Origin of the sequence: Pseudomonas beijingensis (genome assembly GCF_030687295.1) — a bacterium.
In the GTDB taxonomy this organism is placed as follows: domain Bacteria; phylum Pseudomonadota; class Gammaproteobacteria; order Pseudomonadales; family Pseudomonadaceae; genus Aquipseudomonas; species Aquipseudomonas beijingensis.
Genome location: NZ_CP117425.1, coordinates 416,737 through 430,123 on the forward strand (window position 1 = coordinate 416,737; position 13,387 = coordinate 430,123).

Sequence of the window (13,387 nt, forward strand, 5' to 3'; positions counted from 1 at the left end):
GATAGTCTTCCCGGCGGCGGCAGATTATCGTGCAGGCCTACTGAAACGTTTTTCGGAGCCGGTCCATGAGTGATGCCCACAACGCCTTGATCACCCGTTTTTATCAGGCTTTCCAGCGCCTGGACGCCGAGGCCATGAGCGCCTGCTACACCGACGACGTGGTGTTCAGCGATCCGGCGTTTGGCGAGTTGCGCGGGCGCGATGCCGGCGACATGTGGCGCATGTTGACGACCCGGGCCAAGGACTTTTCCCTGACCTTCGATAACGTGCGCAGCGACGAGCGTACCGGCGAGGCGCATTGGGTAGCGACCTACCTGTTCAGCCAGACCGGCAACATCGTGATCAACGACATCCAGGCGCGCTTCGTTTTTCGCGATGGCAAGATCTGCGAGCACCGTGACAGCTTTGATCTGTGGCGCTGGTCCCGCCAGGCGTTGGGCACCAAGGGCCTGCTGTTGGGGTGGACGCCTCTGGTGCACAACGCCGTCAGGGCCCAGGCGCTCAAGGGACTGCGGGCGTTCCAGGCCAGTCGCTGATAAGATCGCGGCTTGTCTTTGTCCACCTGTTGAACCTCTTGTGACGACCGCCGACCTCTCTCCCGATCTGCCTGTACAAGGTCCCGCCGAAGCGGACAAAACCTGGTTCGTCTACCTGGTGCGGGCTGCCAATGGCTCGCTGTACTGCGGCATCAGTGATGACCCGGTACGGCGCTTCGTCAAGCACCAAAGCGGCAAGGGCGCGCGCTTCTTCCTGTCCAGCCCGGCCGTGGCCCTGGTGTATACCGAGGCTTGTCGCGACAAAGGCGAGGCCCTGCGTCAGGAGCGGCTGATCAAAAAGCTCAAGAAAAGCGCCAAGGAATGCCTGGTGGCCAGTGGGCTGTCGCTTCATCAGCCTGGCTGATAGGCCTTTATCAGGCCTGTAGGCTGGCCCGGTCAGGCGCGCTAAGCTGCAAGGCTTCATTCCTGCAGTGGCGAATCTCATGTCAGAGCTGATTCTTCATCATTACCCAACGTCTCCTTTCGCGGAAAAAGCCCGGCTGTTACTGGGCTTCAAGGGCCTGTCCTGGCGTTCGGTGAACATACCGCCAATGATGCCCAAGCCTGACCTGACGGCACTGACGGGCGGCTATCGCAAGACCCCGGTATTGCAGATTGGCGCGGACATCTATTGCGATACGTCGTTGATGGCCCGCCGGCTGGAGCAGGAAAAAGCCTCGCCGGCACTGTTCCCCGAAGGCCGGGAAATGCTGGCCGCGTCCTTTGCCGCCTGGGCCGATTCGGTGGTGTTCCAGCATGCCGTGAGCCTGGTGTTCCAGCCGGAGTCGGTGGCGGTGCGGTTCGCCAAGCTATCGCCTGAAGCCATCAAGGCGTTCGTCAGCGACCGCGCCGGGTTGTTCAGTGGCGGCACGACTACGCGTTTGGCCGCAGAGCAGGCCAAGCACCAGTGGCCGACGATCATGGCGCGTCTCGAGCAACAGCTGCAGCGCGAGGAGGGCGATTTCCTGTTGGGTGATCCATCGATTGCCGACTTCGCCATGGCCCATCCGCTTTGGTTCCTCAAGGCCACGCCGGTGACTTCGCCGCTGGTGGACACGTATCCGGCGGTATCGGCATGGCTGGCGCGGGTGCTGGGCTTTGGCCATGGTGCATCGAGCCAGATGAGTTCCGAAGAGGCCTTGGAGGTTGCCCGCAACGCGACACTGGCAGCGCTGCCGAATGAGGCATTCGATGAACCGAATGGGTTCACGGCAGGGCAGTCGGTGACCATCGCCGCGACGGACTATGGCGTTGATCCGGTGGCTGGGGAGTTGGTGTTTGCGGGTAGCGAGGAGTTGATTCTGCGTCGTGAAGACGAACGTGGCGGGGTGGTGCATGTGCACTTTCCGCGGTTTGGCTTCCGGATCGAGGCCCGATGAACAACGGATGATCCTGGGGGAGCAAGCTTGCTCGCGATGGCGCCAGATCAGTCGATATTGATGTTGAATGTTAGTCCGCTATCGCGAGCAAGCTCGCTCCCACAGGAGGGTATGTCGTTCAGCGGATCTGCGTTTGCCGCCAATTACTGTGGGAGCGAGCTTGCTCGCGATGAGGCGCCCTCGAACCTATATCTTCAGCACCCCGCCGAGCATCAGTTGCGGCGCTTGAGCTGATCAGTCAGCGACGTCGGCAAGCCCTTGATGATCAACGTACCGGCTTCCTCGTCGTACTCGATCTTGGAGCCCAGCAAGTGCGCTTCGAAGCTGATGGACAAGCCTTCGGCGCGGCCGGTGAAGCGACGGAATTGGTTGAGGGTACGTTTATCCGCCGGGATTTCCGGGGACAACCCGTAGTCCTTGTTGCGGATGTGGTCGTAGAAGGCTTTCGGGCGATCTTCGTCGATCAGCTCGGACAGTTCTTCCAGGCCCATGGGCTCGCCGAGCTTGGCCTGGCTACTGGCGTAGTCCACCAGGGTCTTGGTCTTTTCCCGGGCATCGTCTTCCGGCAGGTCTTCGCTTTCGACGAAGTCACTGAAGGCCTTGAGCAGGGTGCGGGTCTCACCGGGGCCGTCGACGCCTTCCTGGCAGCCGATGAAGTCGCGGAAGTACTCCGAGACCTTCTTGCCGTTCTTGCCCTTGATGAACGAGATGTACTGCCTGGACTGCTTGTTGTTCTGCCATTCCGACACGTTGATCCGAGCCGCCAGGTGCAATTGGCCCAGGTCCAGGTGGCGGGACGGTGTCACGTCCAGTTCATCGGTCACCGCCACGCCTTCGCTGTGGTGCAGCAGGGCGATGGCCAGGTAGTCGGTCATGCCCTGCTGGTAATGCGCGAACAACACGTGGCCGCCCACCGACAGGTTGGACTCTTCCATCAGCTTTTGCAGGTGTTCCACCGCCACGCGACTGAACGCGGTGAAATCCTTGCCGCCGTCCAGGTACTCCTTCAGCCAGCCGCTGAACGGATGCGCCCCGGACTCGGCATGGAAAAAGCCCCAGGCCTTGCCTTGCTTGGCGTTATAGCTTTCGTTGAGGTCGGCGAGCATGTTCTCGATGGCCGTGGACTCTGCCAGTTCGGAGTCGCGGGCATGGAGCACAGCAGGGGTGCCGTCGGGTTTTTTGTCGATCAGGTGGACGATGCAATGACGGATCGGCATGGGTTTCTCGGCTGATGAAAGAGAGGAGGGCGCGCTCCCCGAAAAAGGGCCCAGTGTACCGCAATCACTGGTTTTGGAACCCCGCAAAGGCCCTTTCAGACCCGTCCGACCGCCTATATGCATTTTTTTAACGTTTTAGCGCAAGAAAGCTGACCAAATGGGTAGCTAGAGGCGGATATTTCAGAGGCGTTGTGCTAGTTTTGCCCGGTCTTACGCGAAGTCACTGCGTTAAGCGTGCATTCAGCATCTGTCAGGTCGAACCAAACCCGGTTTTCGGCATCTATTACCCCGATCCGTCGTGGTGATTGCCGAGGGTGTCTGATCCACAGGGATCGGGCTCGATGGCTGACACTGCACTCTGCAATCCATATGAATTTGATAGGGAAGGAACACTACATGGCTCTTACTAAAGACCAACTGATCGGCGATTTGGCTGAAGCTGTAGACGCACCAAAAGCTACCGTGCGTGCGCTGCTGGACCAACTGGGCCAAATCGTGGCTGATCAGCTGGAAAATGGCGGCGAAATCACTCTGCCAGGTGTTGGCAAGCTGAAAGTCACCGAGCGTCCTGCCCGTACCGGCCGTAACCCTTCGACTGGCGCTGCCATCGAAATCGCTGCCAAGAAAGTGATCAAGCTGGTTGTGGCCAAAGGCCTGACCGACGCGGTCAACAAGTAAGACCGCTGTAAAAAAACCGTGCCTCGGAGCGATCCGGGCACGGTTTTTTATTGCCTTGGAAAAAGTGGCCCTGTGGCGAGGGGATTTTGTGGGAGCAAGGCTTGCCCGCGACACAGGCGATGCGATCTTTCTGAAACCGAGTCGCTTTCATCGCGGGCAAGCCTTGCTCCCACTGGCCGTGCTCCCACTCAGCCCTTGCGAACCCAACGCGACTGGCGCCACGCCTGCTGCTGTGCCTCGGACTGAAAGGTCCAGGCCACGAATCGACTCTGCTTCTGGCCCTGGGACATCTCTACCACCTGGCTGTGCAGCGCCCCGGCCTTTTTCAGTGCGGCCTGAATCGCCGGCAGATTCGATGCCTTCGACACCAGGGTGCTGAACCACAGCACTTGCCCTGCCACCTGCGCGCTCTCGCCGATCAGTTGCGTCACGAACCGGGCTTCCCCACCCTCGCACCACAACTCTGCGGCCTGACCGCCAAAATTCAGCACCGGCAGCTTGCGCTTCGGGTCGGCCTTGCCCAGCGCCCGCCACTTGCGCTGGCTGCCCTTGGTGGCTTCCTCCAGGGAGGCGTGAAACGGTGGATTGCACATCGTCAGGTCGAACCGTTCGCCGTCTTCCAGCAGACCCAACAGGATCTGTTTGCGGTTGGCTTGCTGGCGCAACTGGATGGCTTTGTTCAGGCCATTGGCTTGGACGATGGCCTTGGCCGAGGCGATGGCGGTCGGGTCGATCTCGGAGCCGAGGAAGTGCCAGCGGTAGTCGCTGTACCCGATCAGCGGATAGACGCAGTTGGCACCCGTGCCGATGTCCAGCACCTTCACGGCCGCCCCGCGGGGGATTTCACCGTCGTTGTGGCGGGCGAGCAAATCGGCGAGGAAGTGCACATAGTCCGCACGACCTGGCACCGGCGGGCACAGATAATCGGCCGGGATATCCCAGTGGGCGATGCCGTAAAAGGATTTGAGCAGCGCCCGATTGAACACCCGCACGGCTTCGGGGCTGGCAAAGTCGATGCTTTCCTTGCCGTAGGGGTTGATGATCACGAACTTGGCCAATTCAGGCGTGGACTTGATCAACGCGGGGAAGTCATAGCGGCCCTGGTGACGGTTACGCGGGTGCAGGCTGGCCTTCTCCCGCGGCGCCACGGGTTTGGCCTCGGCGGGCTTGGGCTTCTGGCGGGCAGGTTTTGGGGAGCGAGGGGCAGTCATGGGCGGGTCGATTCGGGGAGGGTTCAAAAAGTGGCGGGTATTGTCCCACATCCAGCCCTTGTGAACCCAACTGCAACGTCCAACACTATCTACTGTGGGAGCGAGCTTGCTCGCGATGGCGGCGTTACATTCAACATAGTGCAAGCTGACCCACCGTCATCGCGAGCAAGCTCGCTCCCACAGGGGACCTCATTGGTTGTAAGAAAGTGCCATGCAGAAAAAAGGAGGCCACCAAGGCCTCCTTCTTCTGTTGCGAACCGCCGTTACAGGCTGGAGATCCGCCCATGCTGCTCGGCCAGCTTACCCAGGGCCTGTTCGGCCTCGGCCAGTTTGGCCCGTTCCTTCTCGATGACTTCGGCCGGCGCCTTGTCGACGAAGCCGGCGTTGGACAGCTTGCCGCCGACCCGCTGCACTTCACCCTTCAGACGCAGGATTTCCTTGTCCAGGCGCGCCAGTTCGGCGGCCTTGTCGATCAGGCCGGCCATCGGCACCAGCACTTCCATCTCGCCGACCAGGGCGGTGGCCGACAGGGGGGCTTCTTCGCCGGCGGCCAGCACCGTCACCGATTCGAGCTTCGCCAGCTTCTTGAGCAGCGCTTCGTTTTCGTTGAGGCGGCGCAGGTCTTCGGCGCTGGCATTCTTCAGGAACAGGGTCAGCGGCTTGCCCGGGCCGATGTTCATTTCGGCGCGGATGTTGCGCAGGCCCAGCATGAAGGTCTTGAGCCATTCGATGTCGTCCTCGGCCGCCGGATCGATGCGGGTCTCGTTGGCCACCGGCCACGGTTGCAGCATGATCGTCTTGCCTTGGATGCCCGCCAGCGGTGCGATGCGCTGCCAGATTTCCTCGGTGATGAACGGCATGAACGGATGCGCCAGGCGCAGGGCCACTTCCAGCACGCGCACCAGAGTGCGACGGGTGCCGCGCTGGCGCTCGACCGGTGCGTTTTCGTCCCACAGCACAGGCTTGGACAGTTCCAGGTACCAGTCGCAGTACTGGTTCCAGATGAACTCGTACAAGGCTTGTGCCGCCAGGTCGAAACGGAACTGATCGAGCTGGCGGGTCACTTCGGCTTCGGTGCGCTGCAACTGGGAAATGATCCAGCGATCGGCCAGGGTCAGCTCATAGGCCTCGCCGTTCTGGCCGCAGTCTTCGCCTTTATCCAGCACGTAGCGCGCGGCGTTCCAGATCTTGTTGCAGAAGTTGCGGTAGCCTTCGACGCGGCCCATGTCGAACTTGATGTCGCGACCGGTAGACGCCAGCGAGCAGAAGGTGAAACGCAGGGCATCGGTGCCGTAGCTGGCGATGCCCTCGGCGAATTCTTCGCGGGTGGCCTTCTCGATCTTCTTCGCCAGTTTCGGCTGCATCAGGCCGGAGGTGCGTTTCTGTACCAGGGTTTCCAGGTCGATGCCGTCGATGATGTCCAGCGGGTCGAGGACGTTGCCCTTGGACTTGGACATCTTCTGGCCCTGGCCGTCGCGCACCAGACCGTGGACGTAGACCGTCTTGAATGGTACTTGTGGCGTACCGTCTTCGTTTTTCATCAAGTGCATGGTCATCATGATCATCCGGGCGACCCAGAAGAAAATGATGTCGAAGCCGGTGACCAGCACGTCGGTGGAGTGGAATTTCTTCAGGAACTCGGTCTGCTGCGGCCAGCCCAGGGTCGAGAAGGTCCACAGGCCCGAGCTGAACCAGGTGTCGAGGACGTCGTTGTCCTGAGCCAGGGCCACGTCCGGACCGAGGTTGTGCTTGGCGCGGACTTCGGCTTCATCGCGGCCGACATAGACCTTGCCCGACTCGTCGTACCAGGCCGGAATGCGATGACCCCACCACAGCTGACGGCTGATGCACCAATCCTGGATGTCGCGCATCCACGAGAAATACATGTTCTCGTATTGCTTGGGCACGAACTGGATGCGGCCGTCTTCCACGGCGGCAATGGCCGGCTCGGCCAGCGGTTTGGTGGACACGTACCACTGGTCGGTCAGCCACGGCTCGATGATGGTGCCGGAGCGGTCGCCTTTCGGGACTTTCAGGGCGTGATCGTCGAAGCTGACCAGCAGGCCGGCGGCTTCGAACGCCGCGACGATCTGCTTGCGCGCTTCGAAGCGGTCCAGGCCGGCGTATTCGGCCGGGATCTGGCCGTCGACGCTTTCGTTCAGCGTGCCATCGAGGTTGAACGCCTGGGCGGCCGGCAAGACATTGGCGTTCTTGTCGAAGATGTTCAGCAGCGGCAGGTTGTGGCGCTTGCCAACTTCGTAGTCGTTGAAATCGTGGGCCGGGGTGATTTTCACACAGCCGGTGCCGAATTCCGGGTCGCAGTAGTCATCGCCGATGATCGGGATGCGCCGGCCAACCAGAGGCAGTTCGACGAACTTGCCGATCAGCGCCTGGTAGCGCTCATCGTTCGGGTTCACCGCGACGGCGGAGTCACCCAGCATGGTTTCCGGACGCGTGGTGGCAACGATCAGGTAATCCTTGCCTTCGGCGGTCTTGGCACCGTCGGCCAGGGGGTACTTCAAGTTCCACAGAAAACCTTTCTCGTCGTGGTTCTCCACTTCGAGGTCGGAAATGGCCGTGTGCAACTTGGTGTCCCAGTTGACCAGGCGCTTGCCGCGATAGATCAGGCCGTCTTCATGCAGGCGCACGAAGGCTTCCTTCACCGCTTCCGAAAGCCCGTCATCCATGGTGAAGCGCTCGCGGCTCCAGTCCACGGACGAGCCGAGGCGACGGATCTGGCGGCTGATGTTGCCACCGGATTCGTCTTTCCATTCCCAGACTTTCTCGAGGAATTTCTCGCGACCCAGGTCATGGCGATTCTGGCCTTGGGCTTCGAGGCGGCGTTCCACCAGCATCTGCGTGGCGATACCGGCGTGGTCGGTGCCCGGCTGCCACAAGGTGTTGCGACCTTGCATGCGACGGAAACGGATCAAGGCGTCCATGATCGCGTTGTTGAAACCGTGGCCCATGTGCAGGCTGCCGGTGACGTTCGGCGGCGGGATCATGATGGTGTAGGAATCGCCCGCGCCTTGCGGAGCGAAATAATTCTCGGACTCCCAGGTGTTGTACCAGGAAGTTTCAATGGCGTGCGGCTGGTAGGTCTTATCCATGCGCGGCGGGACCCTATTGGCATTTATTCAGGAAAAGCCGGGAAGTATAGCGGGCGGGGCTGGTGCAAGCCACAAGCTGCGAGCGGCTAGTCGGGCATATGTGTGGGTACTGTGAACCTGTGGGAGCGAGCTTGCTCGCGATAGCGGTGGTTCAGCCTGCACCGATATTGGATGTGCCGGCCCCATCGCGAGCAAGCTCGCTCCCACAGGAAGTGCATTCAGTCAGGCGTCCAGTGTTATTCGTACTGGCTCAACAACCGCTCCATCCGCGCATCCAGCCGGCGCTTGATCTCGGTTTCGATGTGTGGGGCGAAGTCGTCGATGACGTCTTGCAGGATCAACTGCGCCGCAGCACGCAATTCACTGTCCAGGTGCAGCAGGGCGTCGGGGCCTTTGGCTTCGGCCTTGGCGGCAGGTTCGGGTTCCGGCTGGCCGTTGATCGGATCGAACAGCAGGGGAATCTGCTCGTCATGCACCGGCTCGTGCACGACCGTGTCGGTCAGCAGCGGCGGTTGCAGGTTGTCGTCGCCGAGCAGTTGGCGGATCGACTCGAGGTCATCCAGCAGGTGTGTGGGCTTTTGTGGCGATTTTGGAGTGTCCATCGTAGGGCTCAGAGTCGCTGTAAACGGTGGTCTTGCAGAGGATAGCCCTGTTCGCGGTAGAAACGGAAACTCTCCCGCGCGGCTTGTCGGCTGGCCGGGTCTTCCACCACCACTTCCGCCACGCGGGCGAAGCGCTGGGCAAAGGCCGGTACTTTCAGGTCGAGGTTGACCAGCAGGTCCTGGTGCTGACCGCAGTCATCCCCCAGCCCCAGCACGATCAGCCCCTCGGGTTCGCTTTCGGCCGGGCCGTGGGGCACGAAGCTCTCGCCCTTGAACGCCCACAGGCGTGCGTCCAGGTCCTCGCGCTGGGCAGCATCGCTGCAATGCAGGTAGATGCGGTGCCCCATGCGCCAGGCCTTATCGGTGAGCTTGCAGGCGAAATCCAGCCGCGCCGACGGATCGGCGCTGGGCAGGATATAGAAATCGACTTTGGTCATTGCGGTTCCTGAGCCGTCGATGACGCCACCCGAGGGCAACGCCAACGACGGTCATTGGTATCAGGCCTTGGCGCGGTCCAGCAGGTACTGGGTCAGCAGGGGGACCGGACGACCGGTGGCGCCCTTGTCCTTGCCGCCGCTGGTCCAGGCCGTGCCGGCGATGTCCAGGTGCGCCCAGTTCAGATTCTTGGTGAAGCGCGACAGGAAGCACGCCGCGGTGATGGTCCCGGCTTTCGGGCCGCCGATGTTGGCGATGTCGGCGAACGGGCTGTCCAGTTGTTCCTGGTACTCGTCGAACAATGGCAACTGCCAGGCGCGGTCGTCGGCTTGCTGGCCGGCGCTGAGCAGTTGGTCGATCAGTTCGTCGTTGTTGCCCAAAAGGCCCGAGGTGTGGGCACCGAGGGCGACGACGCAGGCGCCGGTCAGGGTCGCGATGTCGATCACCGCTTGCGGCTTGAAGCGCTCGGAGTAGGTGAGGGCGTCACACAGCACCAGGCGGCCTTCGGCGTCGGTGTTGAGGATTTCCACGGTCTGGCCGCTCATGGTGGTGACGATGTCGCCCGGACGCGAGGCCGTGCCGCTGGGCATGTTCTCGGCGCAGGCCAGAATGCACACCAGGTTGATCGGCAGTTGCAGTTCGAGCACTGCACGCAGGGTGCCGAACACGCTCGCGGCGCCGCCCATGTCGTACTTCATTTCATCCATGCCGGCGCCTGGCTTGAGGCTGATGCCGCCAGTGTCGAAGGTAATGCCCTTGCCGACCAGTGCGTAGGGCTTCTCGGACTTCTTGCCACCGTTGTACTGCATGACGATCAGGCGTGGCGGCTGGGCGCTGCCCTGGCCGACGGAGTAGAACGAGCCCATGCCCAGGTCCTTGATCTTCTTCTCGTCGAAGACTTCGACCTTCAGGCCCTTGAATTCTTTGCCTAACGCCTTGGCCTGTTCGCCGAGGAAAGTCGGGTGGCAGATGTTCGGTGGCAGGTTGCCCAGGTCGCGAGTGAAAGCCATGCCATTGGCGATTGCGGTGGCGTGGGTCACGGCGCGTTGGACTTCAGCCTGGGCGGCCTTGATGGTCAGCAGGGTGACTTTTTTCAGGGCGCGGGGTTCGGCTTTCTGGCTCTTGAACTGGTCGAACTGGTATTCGCCGTCCACCAGGGTTTCGGCCAGCAGACGGTTCTTGCCGTAGCTGTCGCGGCCCTTGACCACCAACTCGTCCAACGCCAGGACGGCATCAGTGCCGCCCAGGCTCTTGAGAGTACCCAGCACGCCGGCAATGATTTTACGGAACGGACGGTCACCCAGTTCGGCGTCCTTGCCTACGCCTACCAGCAGCACGCGATCGGCCTTGAGGTTGGGCAAGCTGTGCAGCAACAGGCTCTGGCCGACCTTGCCGGCCAGGTCGCCGCGCTTGAGCACGGCGCTGATGGCACCGCCGCTCAGGCTGTCGAGCTGGGTGGCGACGACGCCGAGCTTGCGGTTTTCACCGACGGCAACCACCAGCGTGGCGGTTTTCAACGTTTCTGGGCTGACGCTTTTTACAACCAGTTCCATGTCCGGATCCCTGAGTGAATGGTCAAGAGGCCAGGCGCCGAAGAAACAGTGGCGCGCTGAACAGCTGTCTTCTATATAGAGAACGCCGGTACGTGCCGGCGACAAAGGCCGCAGTTTGAACCCCGGTGACCGAGCCTGACAACCCTCGACGGCGCTAACTTTTGGCTTTAAGCACCGGTTTAAAGCGTGCGAAGTGACAGGCGCCTCCAATCACAGGATAATGCGGCTCTTTTTTTTGGCGGCTCGCTGCGTGAGCTGGCTCGATACGTTTCTTGTTTGGCCGCCTTAGCCTGACAATCCTGGAGTGTCTGGTTTGATCGTCTTTCGTTATCTATCCCGCGAAGTCCTGTTGACCCTGAGCGCAGTGAGCGCTGTGCTGTTGGTCATCATCATGAGCGGACGCTTCATCAAATACCTTGCCCAGGCGGCCTCCGGCGCCCTGGATCCGGGCTCCCTGTTCCTGATCATGGGGTTCCGCCTGCCGGGCTTCTTGCAGTTGATCTTGCCGCTGGGGTTGTTCCTCGGCATTTTGCTGGCTTATGGGCGCTTGTACCTGGACAGCGAAATGACCGTGCTGTCGGCCACCGGCATGAGCCAGCAACGCCTGTTTCGCATGACCCTGTTCCCGGCCACACTGGTGGCGCTGGTGGTGGCCTGGCTGAGCCTGAGCCTGTCGCCCCAGGGCGCCAACCAGTTCCAACTGCTGATCAACCAGCAGGACGCCATGACCGAATTCGACACCCTGGTGCCAGGGCGTTTCCAGGCCCTGCGCGACGGCACGCGGGTGACCTACACCGAACAGCTCTCGGATGACCGGATCGACCTGGGTGGCGTCTTCATTACGCAAAAGAACTTGTCTTCGGACACCAAGAAGGACCGTGGCATTTCCGTGCTGGTGGCCGAGAAGGGGCGGCAGGAAATCAGCCCCGAAGGCAACCGCTACCTGATCCTGGAAAACGGCTATCGCTACGACGGCAAGCCGGGGCAGGCCGATTACCGGGCCATCAAGTACGACACCTATGGCGTGCTGCTGCCCAAGCCCGAAGTCAGCGAGGAAGTTACCGACCGCGACGCCATGTCTACCGCCAGCCTGCTGGGCAACAAAGACATTCGTGCCCGCACCGAGCTGCAATGGCGCCTGTCGTTGCCGCTGCTGGTGTTCATCGTGACCCTCATGGCGGTGCCGCTGTCGCGGGTCAACCCGCGCCAGGGCCGCTTCCTCAAGCTGCTGCCGGCGATTCTCCTGTATATGGCTTACCTGACCATCCTGATTTCCGCTCGCGGCGCCTTGGAGAAGGGCAAGATTCCGCCAACACTGGGCTTGTGGTGGGTGCATGGCATCTTCCTGGCCATCGGCCTGGGGCTGCTCTATTGGGAGCCACTGCGCCTGAAGCTGGCCAGCCGTCGCGGCGCGTTGGAGGTGGCCCGTGGTTAAACTCGACCGCTACATCGGCAGCAGCGTGTTCATGGCGATCCTCGCGGTGTTGGGGATCATCCTTGGCCTGGCGACCCTGTTTGCCTTCATCGATGAAATGAGCGACGTCAGCGACACCTACACGCTGGCGGACGTGGCGAGCTACGTGCTGCTGACCGCGCCTCGGCGCCTGTACGACATGCTGCCGATGGCGGCGCTGATCGGCTGCCTGATCGGCCTGGGCAGCCTGGCCAGCAACAGCGAGCTGACCATCATGCGCGCTGCCGGCGTGTCCATTGGTCGGATCGTCTGGGCGGTGATGAAGCCCATGCTGGTGCTGATGCTGGTGGGCTTGCTGATCGGCGAATACATCGCCCCGGCCACCGAGAACACCGCCCAGGCCAACCGTTCCCTGGCCCAGGGTGGCGGTGATGCGCAAAGCGCCAAGCACGGTCTGTGGCACCGCCAGGGCGACGAGTTCATCCACATCAACTCGGTCCAGCCCAACGGCATCCTCTATGGCGTGACCCGTTATCGCTTCGACGAGCAGCGGCACATGTTGTCGTCGAGCTTCGCCAAGCGCGCCAAATTCGCCGAGGATCACTGGCAGCTGAATGACGTCACCACCACCTTGTTCCATGACAAGCGCACCGAGGTGGTCGCCGCCCCACAGGAACGTTGGGACGTGTCGATCAGCCCGCAGTTGCTCAGCACCGTGGTGATGGCACCGGAGTCCCTGTCGATTACCGGTTTGTGGGGGTATATCCACTACCTGGCGGACCAGGGCCTGAATAACGGTCGCTACTGGCTGGCTTTTTGGGTCAAGGTGTTGCAGCCGCTGGTCACTGCCGCCCTGGTGTTGATGGCGATTTCCTTCATTTTCGGCCCGCTGCGTTCGGTGACCTTGGGTCAGCGAGTGTTTACCGGCGTGCTGGTGGGCTTCACCTTCCGCATCGCCCAGGATCTGCTGGGGCCATCGAGCCTGGTGTTCGGTTTCTCGCCACTGTTTGCGGTGCTGGTGCCGGCCGGTATCTGCGCGTTGGCCGGGCTCTGGCTGTTGCGCCGGGCGGGTTGAACACGCACCTGTAGCAGGGGGCTGTGGGAGCAAGGCTATGTGGGAGCAAAGCTTGCTCGCGACACAGGCGATGCGGTCTTCCAGAAACCGAGGTGGCTGTTTCGCGAGCAAGCTTTGCTCCCACTTGCGCGGTGTATCAGGTACAATTCCCGGCTATTTTTCGGCGGGCCATGCCTG

General features: G+C 61.6%; 12 protein-coding genes. 6 read left to right on the forward strand and 6 right to left on the reverse strand.

Features of this window, described 5'->3' with window-relative positions; all coding sequences use genetic code 11:
• Positions 1–65: 65 nt before the first annotated feature.
• The 3 genes from PSH84_RS01960 (at position 66) to PSH84_RS01970 (ending at position 1,915) form a co-directional block, all read left to right on the forward strand.
• Positions 66–536 carry a nuclear transport factor 2 family protein gene (locus tag PSH84_RS01960; protein ID WP_305468328.1) on the forward strand — a complete coding sequence of 157 codons (471 nt, stop codon included), beginning with the start codon at positions 66–68 and terminating at the stop codon, positions 534–536.
• A 40-nt stretch (positions 537–576) separates the two neighbouring features.
• On the forward strand, positions 577–900 hold the full coding sequence (locus PSH84_RS01965; RefSeq protein ID WP_439800549.1) for a GIY-YIG nuclease family protein: 324 nt from the start codon (positions 577–579) through the stop codon (positions 898–900).
• 79 nt (positions 901–979) lie between these two features.
• A complete protein-coding gene (locus PSH84_RS01970; RefSeq protein WP_305482217.1) occupies positions 980–1,915 on the forward strand; it encodes a glutathione S-transferase family protein in 936 nt (311 codons plus the stop codon).
• A 212-nt stretch (positions 1,916–2,127) separates the two neighbouring features.
• On the opposite strand, the gene yejK is transcribed toward PSH84_RS01970, so the two are convergent.
• Entirely contained in the window at positions 2,128–3,132 is a 1,005-nt protein-coding gene (gene yejK / locus PSH84_RS01975; RefSeq protein WP_024777637.1) for a nucleoid-associated protein YejK, read from the reverse strand.
• Between the two features lie 396 nt (positions 3,133–3,528).
• Here yejK and PSH84_RS01980 point away from each other — a divergent pair, with 396 nt between their 5' ends.
• A complete protein-coding gene (locus PSH84_RS01980; RefSeq protein WP_122567171.1) occupies positions 3,529–3,810 on the forward strand; it encodes an HU family DNA-binding protein in 282 nt (93 codons plus the stop codon).
• A gap of 188 nt (positions 3,811–3,998) precedes the next feature.
• Here the strand turns inward: PSH84_RS01980 and rlmF are convergent, their stop codons facing one another.
• The 5 genes from rlmF to PSH84_RS02005 all read right to left on the reverse strand — a co-directional run bounded on the left by rlmF (position 3,999) and on the right by PSH84_RS02005 (position 10,721).
• A complete protein-coding gene (gene rlmF / locus PSH84_RS01985) occupies positions 3,999–5,021 on the reverse strand; it encodes a 23S rRNA (adenine(1618)-N(6))-methyltransferase RlmF (RefSeq protein ID WP_122567170.1) in 1,023 nt (340 codons plus the stop codon).
• A gap of 263 nt (positions 5,022–5,284) precedes the next feature.
• Positions 5,285–8,131: a valine--tRNA ligase gene (locus PSH84_RS01990; RefSeq protein WP_305482218.1), complete on the reverse strand. Its 2,847-nt coding sequence runs from the start codon at positions 8,129–8,131 to the stop codon at positions 5,285–5,287.
• Between the two features lie 236 nt (positions 8,132–8,367).
• Positions 8,368–8,733, reverse strand: a complete 366-nt coding sequence (locus tag PSH84_RS01995) for a DNA polymerase III subunit chi (protein WP_122567168.1) — start codon at positions 8,731–8,733, stop codon at positions 8,368–8,370.
• Positions 8,734–8,741: 8 nt separating this feature from the next.
• Positions 8,742–9,170, reverse strand: coding sequence for a DNA polymerase III subunit chi (locus PSH84_RS02000; protein WP_305482219.1), 429 nt, complete (start codon positions 9,168–9,170; stop codon positions 8,742–8,744).
• Between the two features lie 60 nt (positions 9,171–9,230).
• Entirely contained in the window at positions 9,231–10,721 is a 1,491-nt protein-coding gene (locus PSH84_RS02005; RefSeq protein WP_305482220.1) for a leucyl aminopeptidase, read from the reverse strand.
• A 313-nt stretch (positions 10,722–11,034) separates the two neighbouring features.
• Here PSH84_RS02005 and lptF point away from each other — a divergent pair, with 313 nt between their 5' ends.
• The gene (gene lptF / locus PSH84_RS02010; RefSeq protein ID WP_122567165.1) at positions 11,035–12,156 is read left to right on the forward strand and encodes an LPS export ABC transporter permease LptF; all 1,122 of its coding nucleotides are present in this window, start codon (positions 11,035–11,037) and stop codon (positions 12,154–12,156) included.
• The gene (gene lptG / locus PSH84_RS02015; protein WP_305468320.1) at positions 12,149–13,210 is read left to right on the forward strand and encodes an LPS export ABC transporter permease LptG; all 1,062 of its coding nucleotides are present in this window, start codon (positions 12,149–12,151) and stop codon (positions 13,208–13,210) included. The genes lptF and lptG overlap by 8 nt, the downstream gene beginning before the upstream one ends.
• Positions 13,211–13,387: the final 177 nt, after the last annotated feature.

Excerpts from the sequence above, each read along its gene's own strand:
- PSH84_RS01960 (WP_305468328.1), top strand. The coding sequence starts at position 66 with ATGAGTGATGCCCACAACGCCTTGATCACCCGTTTTTATCAGGCTTTC.
- rlmF (WP_122567170.1), bottom strand. The coding sequence starts at position 5,021 with ATGACTGCCCCTCGCTCCCCAAAACCTGCCCGCCAGAAGCCCAAGCCC.
- PSH84_RS02000 (WP_305482219.1), bottom strand. The coding sequence starts at position 9,170 with ATGACCAAAGTCGATTTCTATATCCTGCCCAGCGCCGATCCGTCGGCG.
- PSH84_RS01995 (WP_122567168.1), bottom strand. The coding sequence starts at position 8,733 with ATGGACACTCCAAAATCGCCACAAAAGCCCACACACCTGCTGGATGAC.
- PSH84_RS01970 (WP_305482217.1), top strand. The coding sequence starts at position 980 with ATGTCAGAGCTGATTCTTCATCATTACCCAACGTCTCCTTTCGCGGAA.
- PSH84_RS01980 (WP_122567171.1), top strand. The coding sequence starts at position 3,529 with ATGGCTCTTACTAAAGACCAACTGATCGGCGATTTGGCTGAAGCTGTA.
- PSH84_RS01990 (WP_305482218.1), bottom strand. The coding sequence starts at position 8,131 with ATGGATAAGACCTACCAGCCGCACGCCATTGAAACTTCCTGGTACAAC.
- PSH84_RS02005 (WP_305482220.1), bottom strand. The coding sequence starts at position 10,721 with ATGGAACTGGTTGTAAAAAGCGTCAGCCCAGAAACGTTGAAAACCGCC.
- yejK (WP_024777637.1), bottom strand. The coding sequence starts at position 3,132 with ATGCCGATCCGTCATTGCATCGTCCACCTGATCGACAAAAAACCCGAC.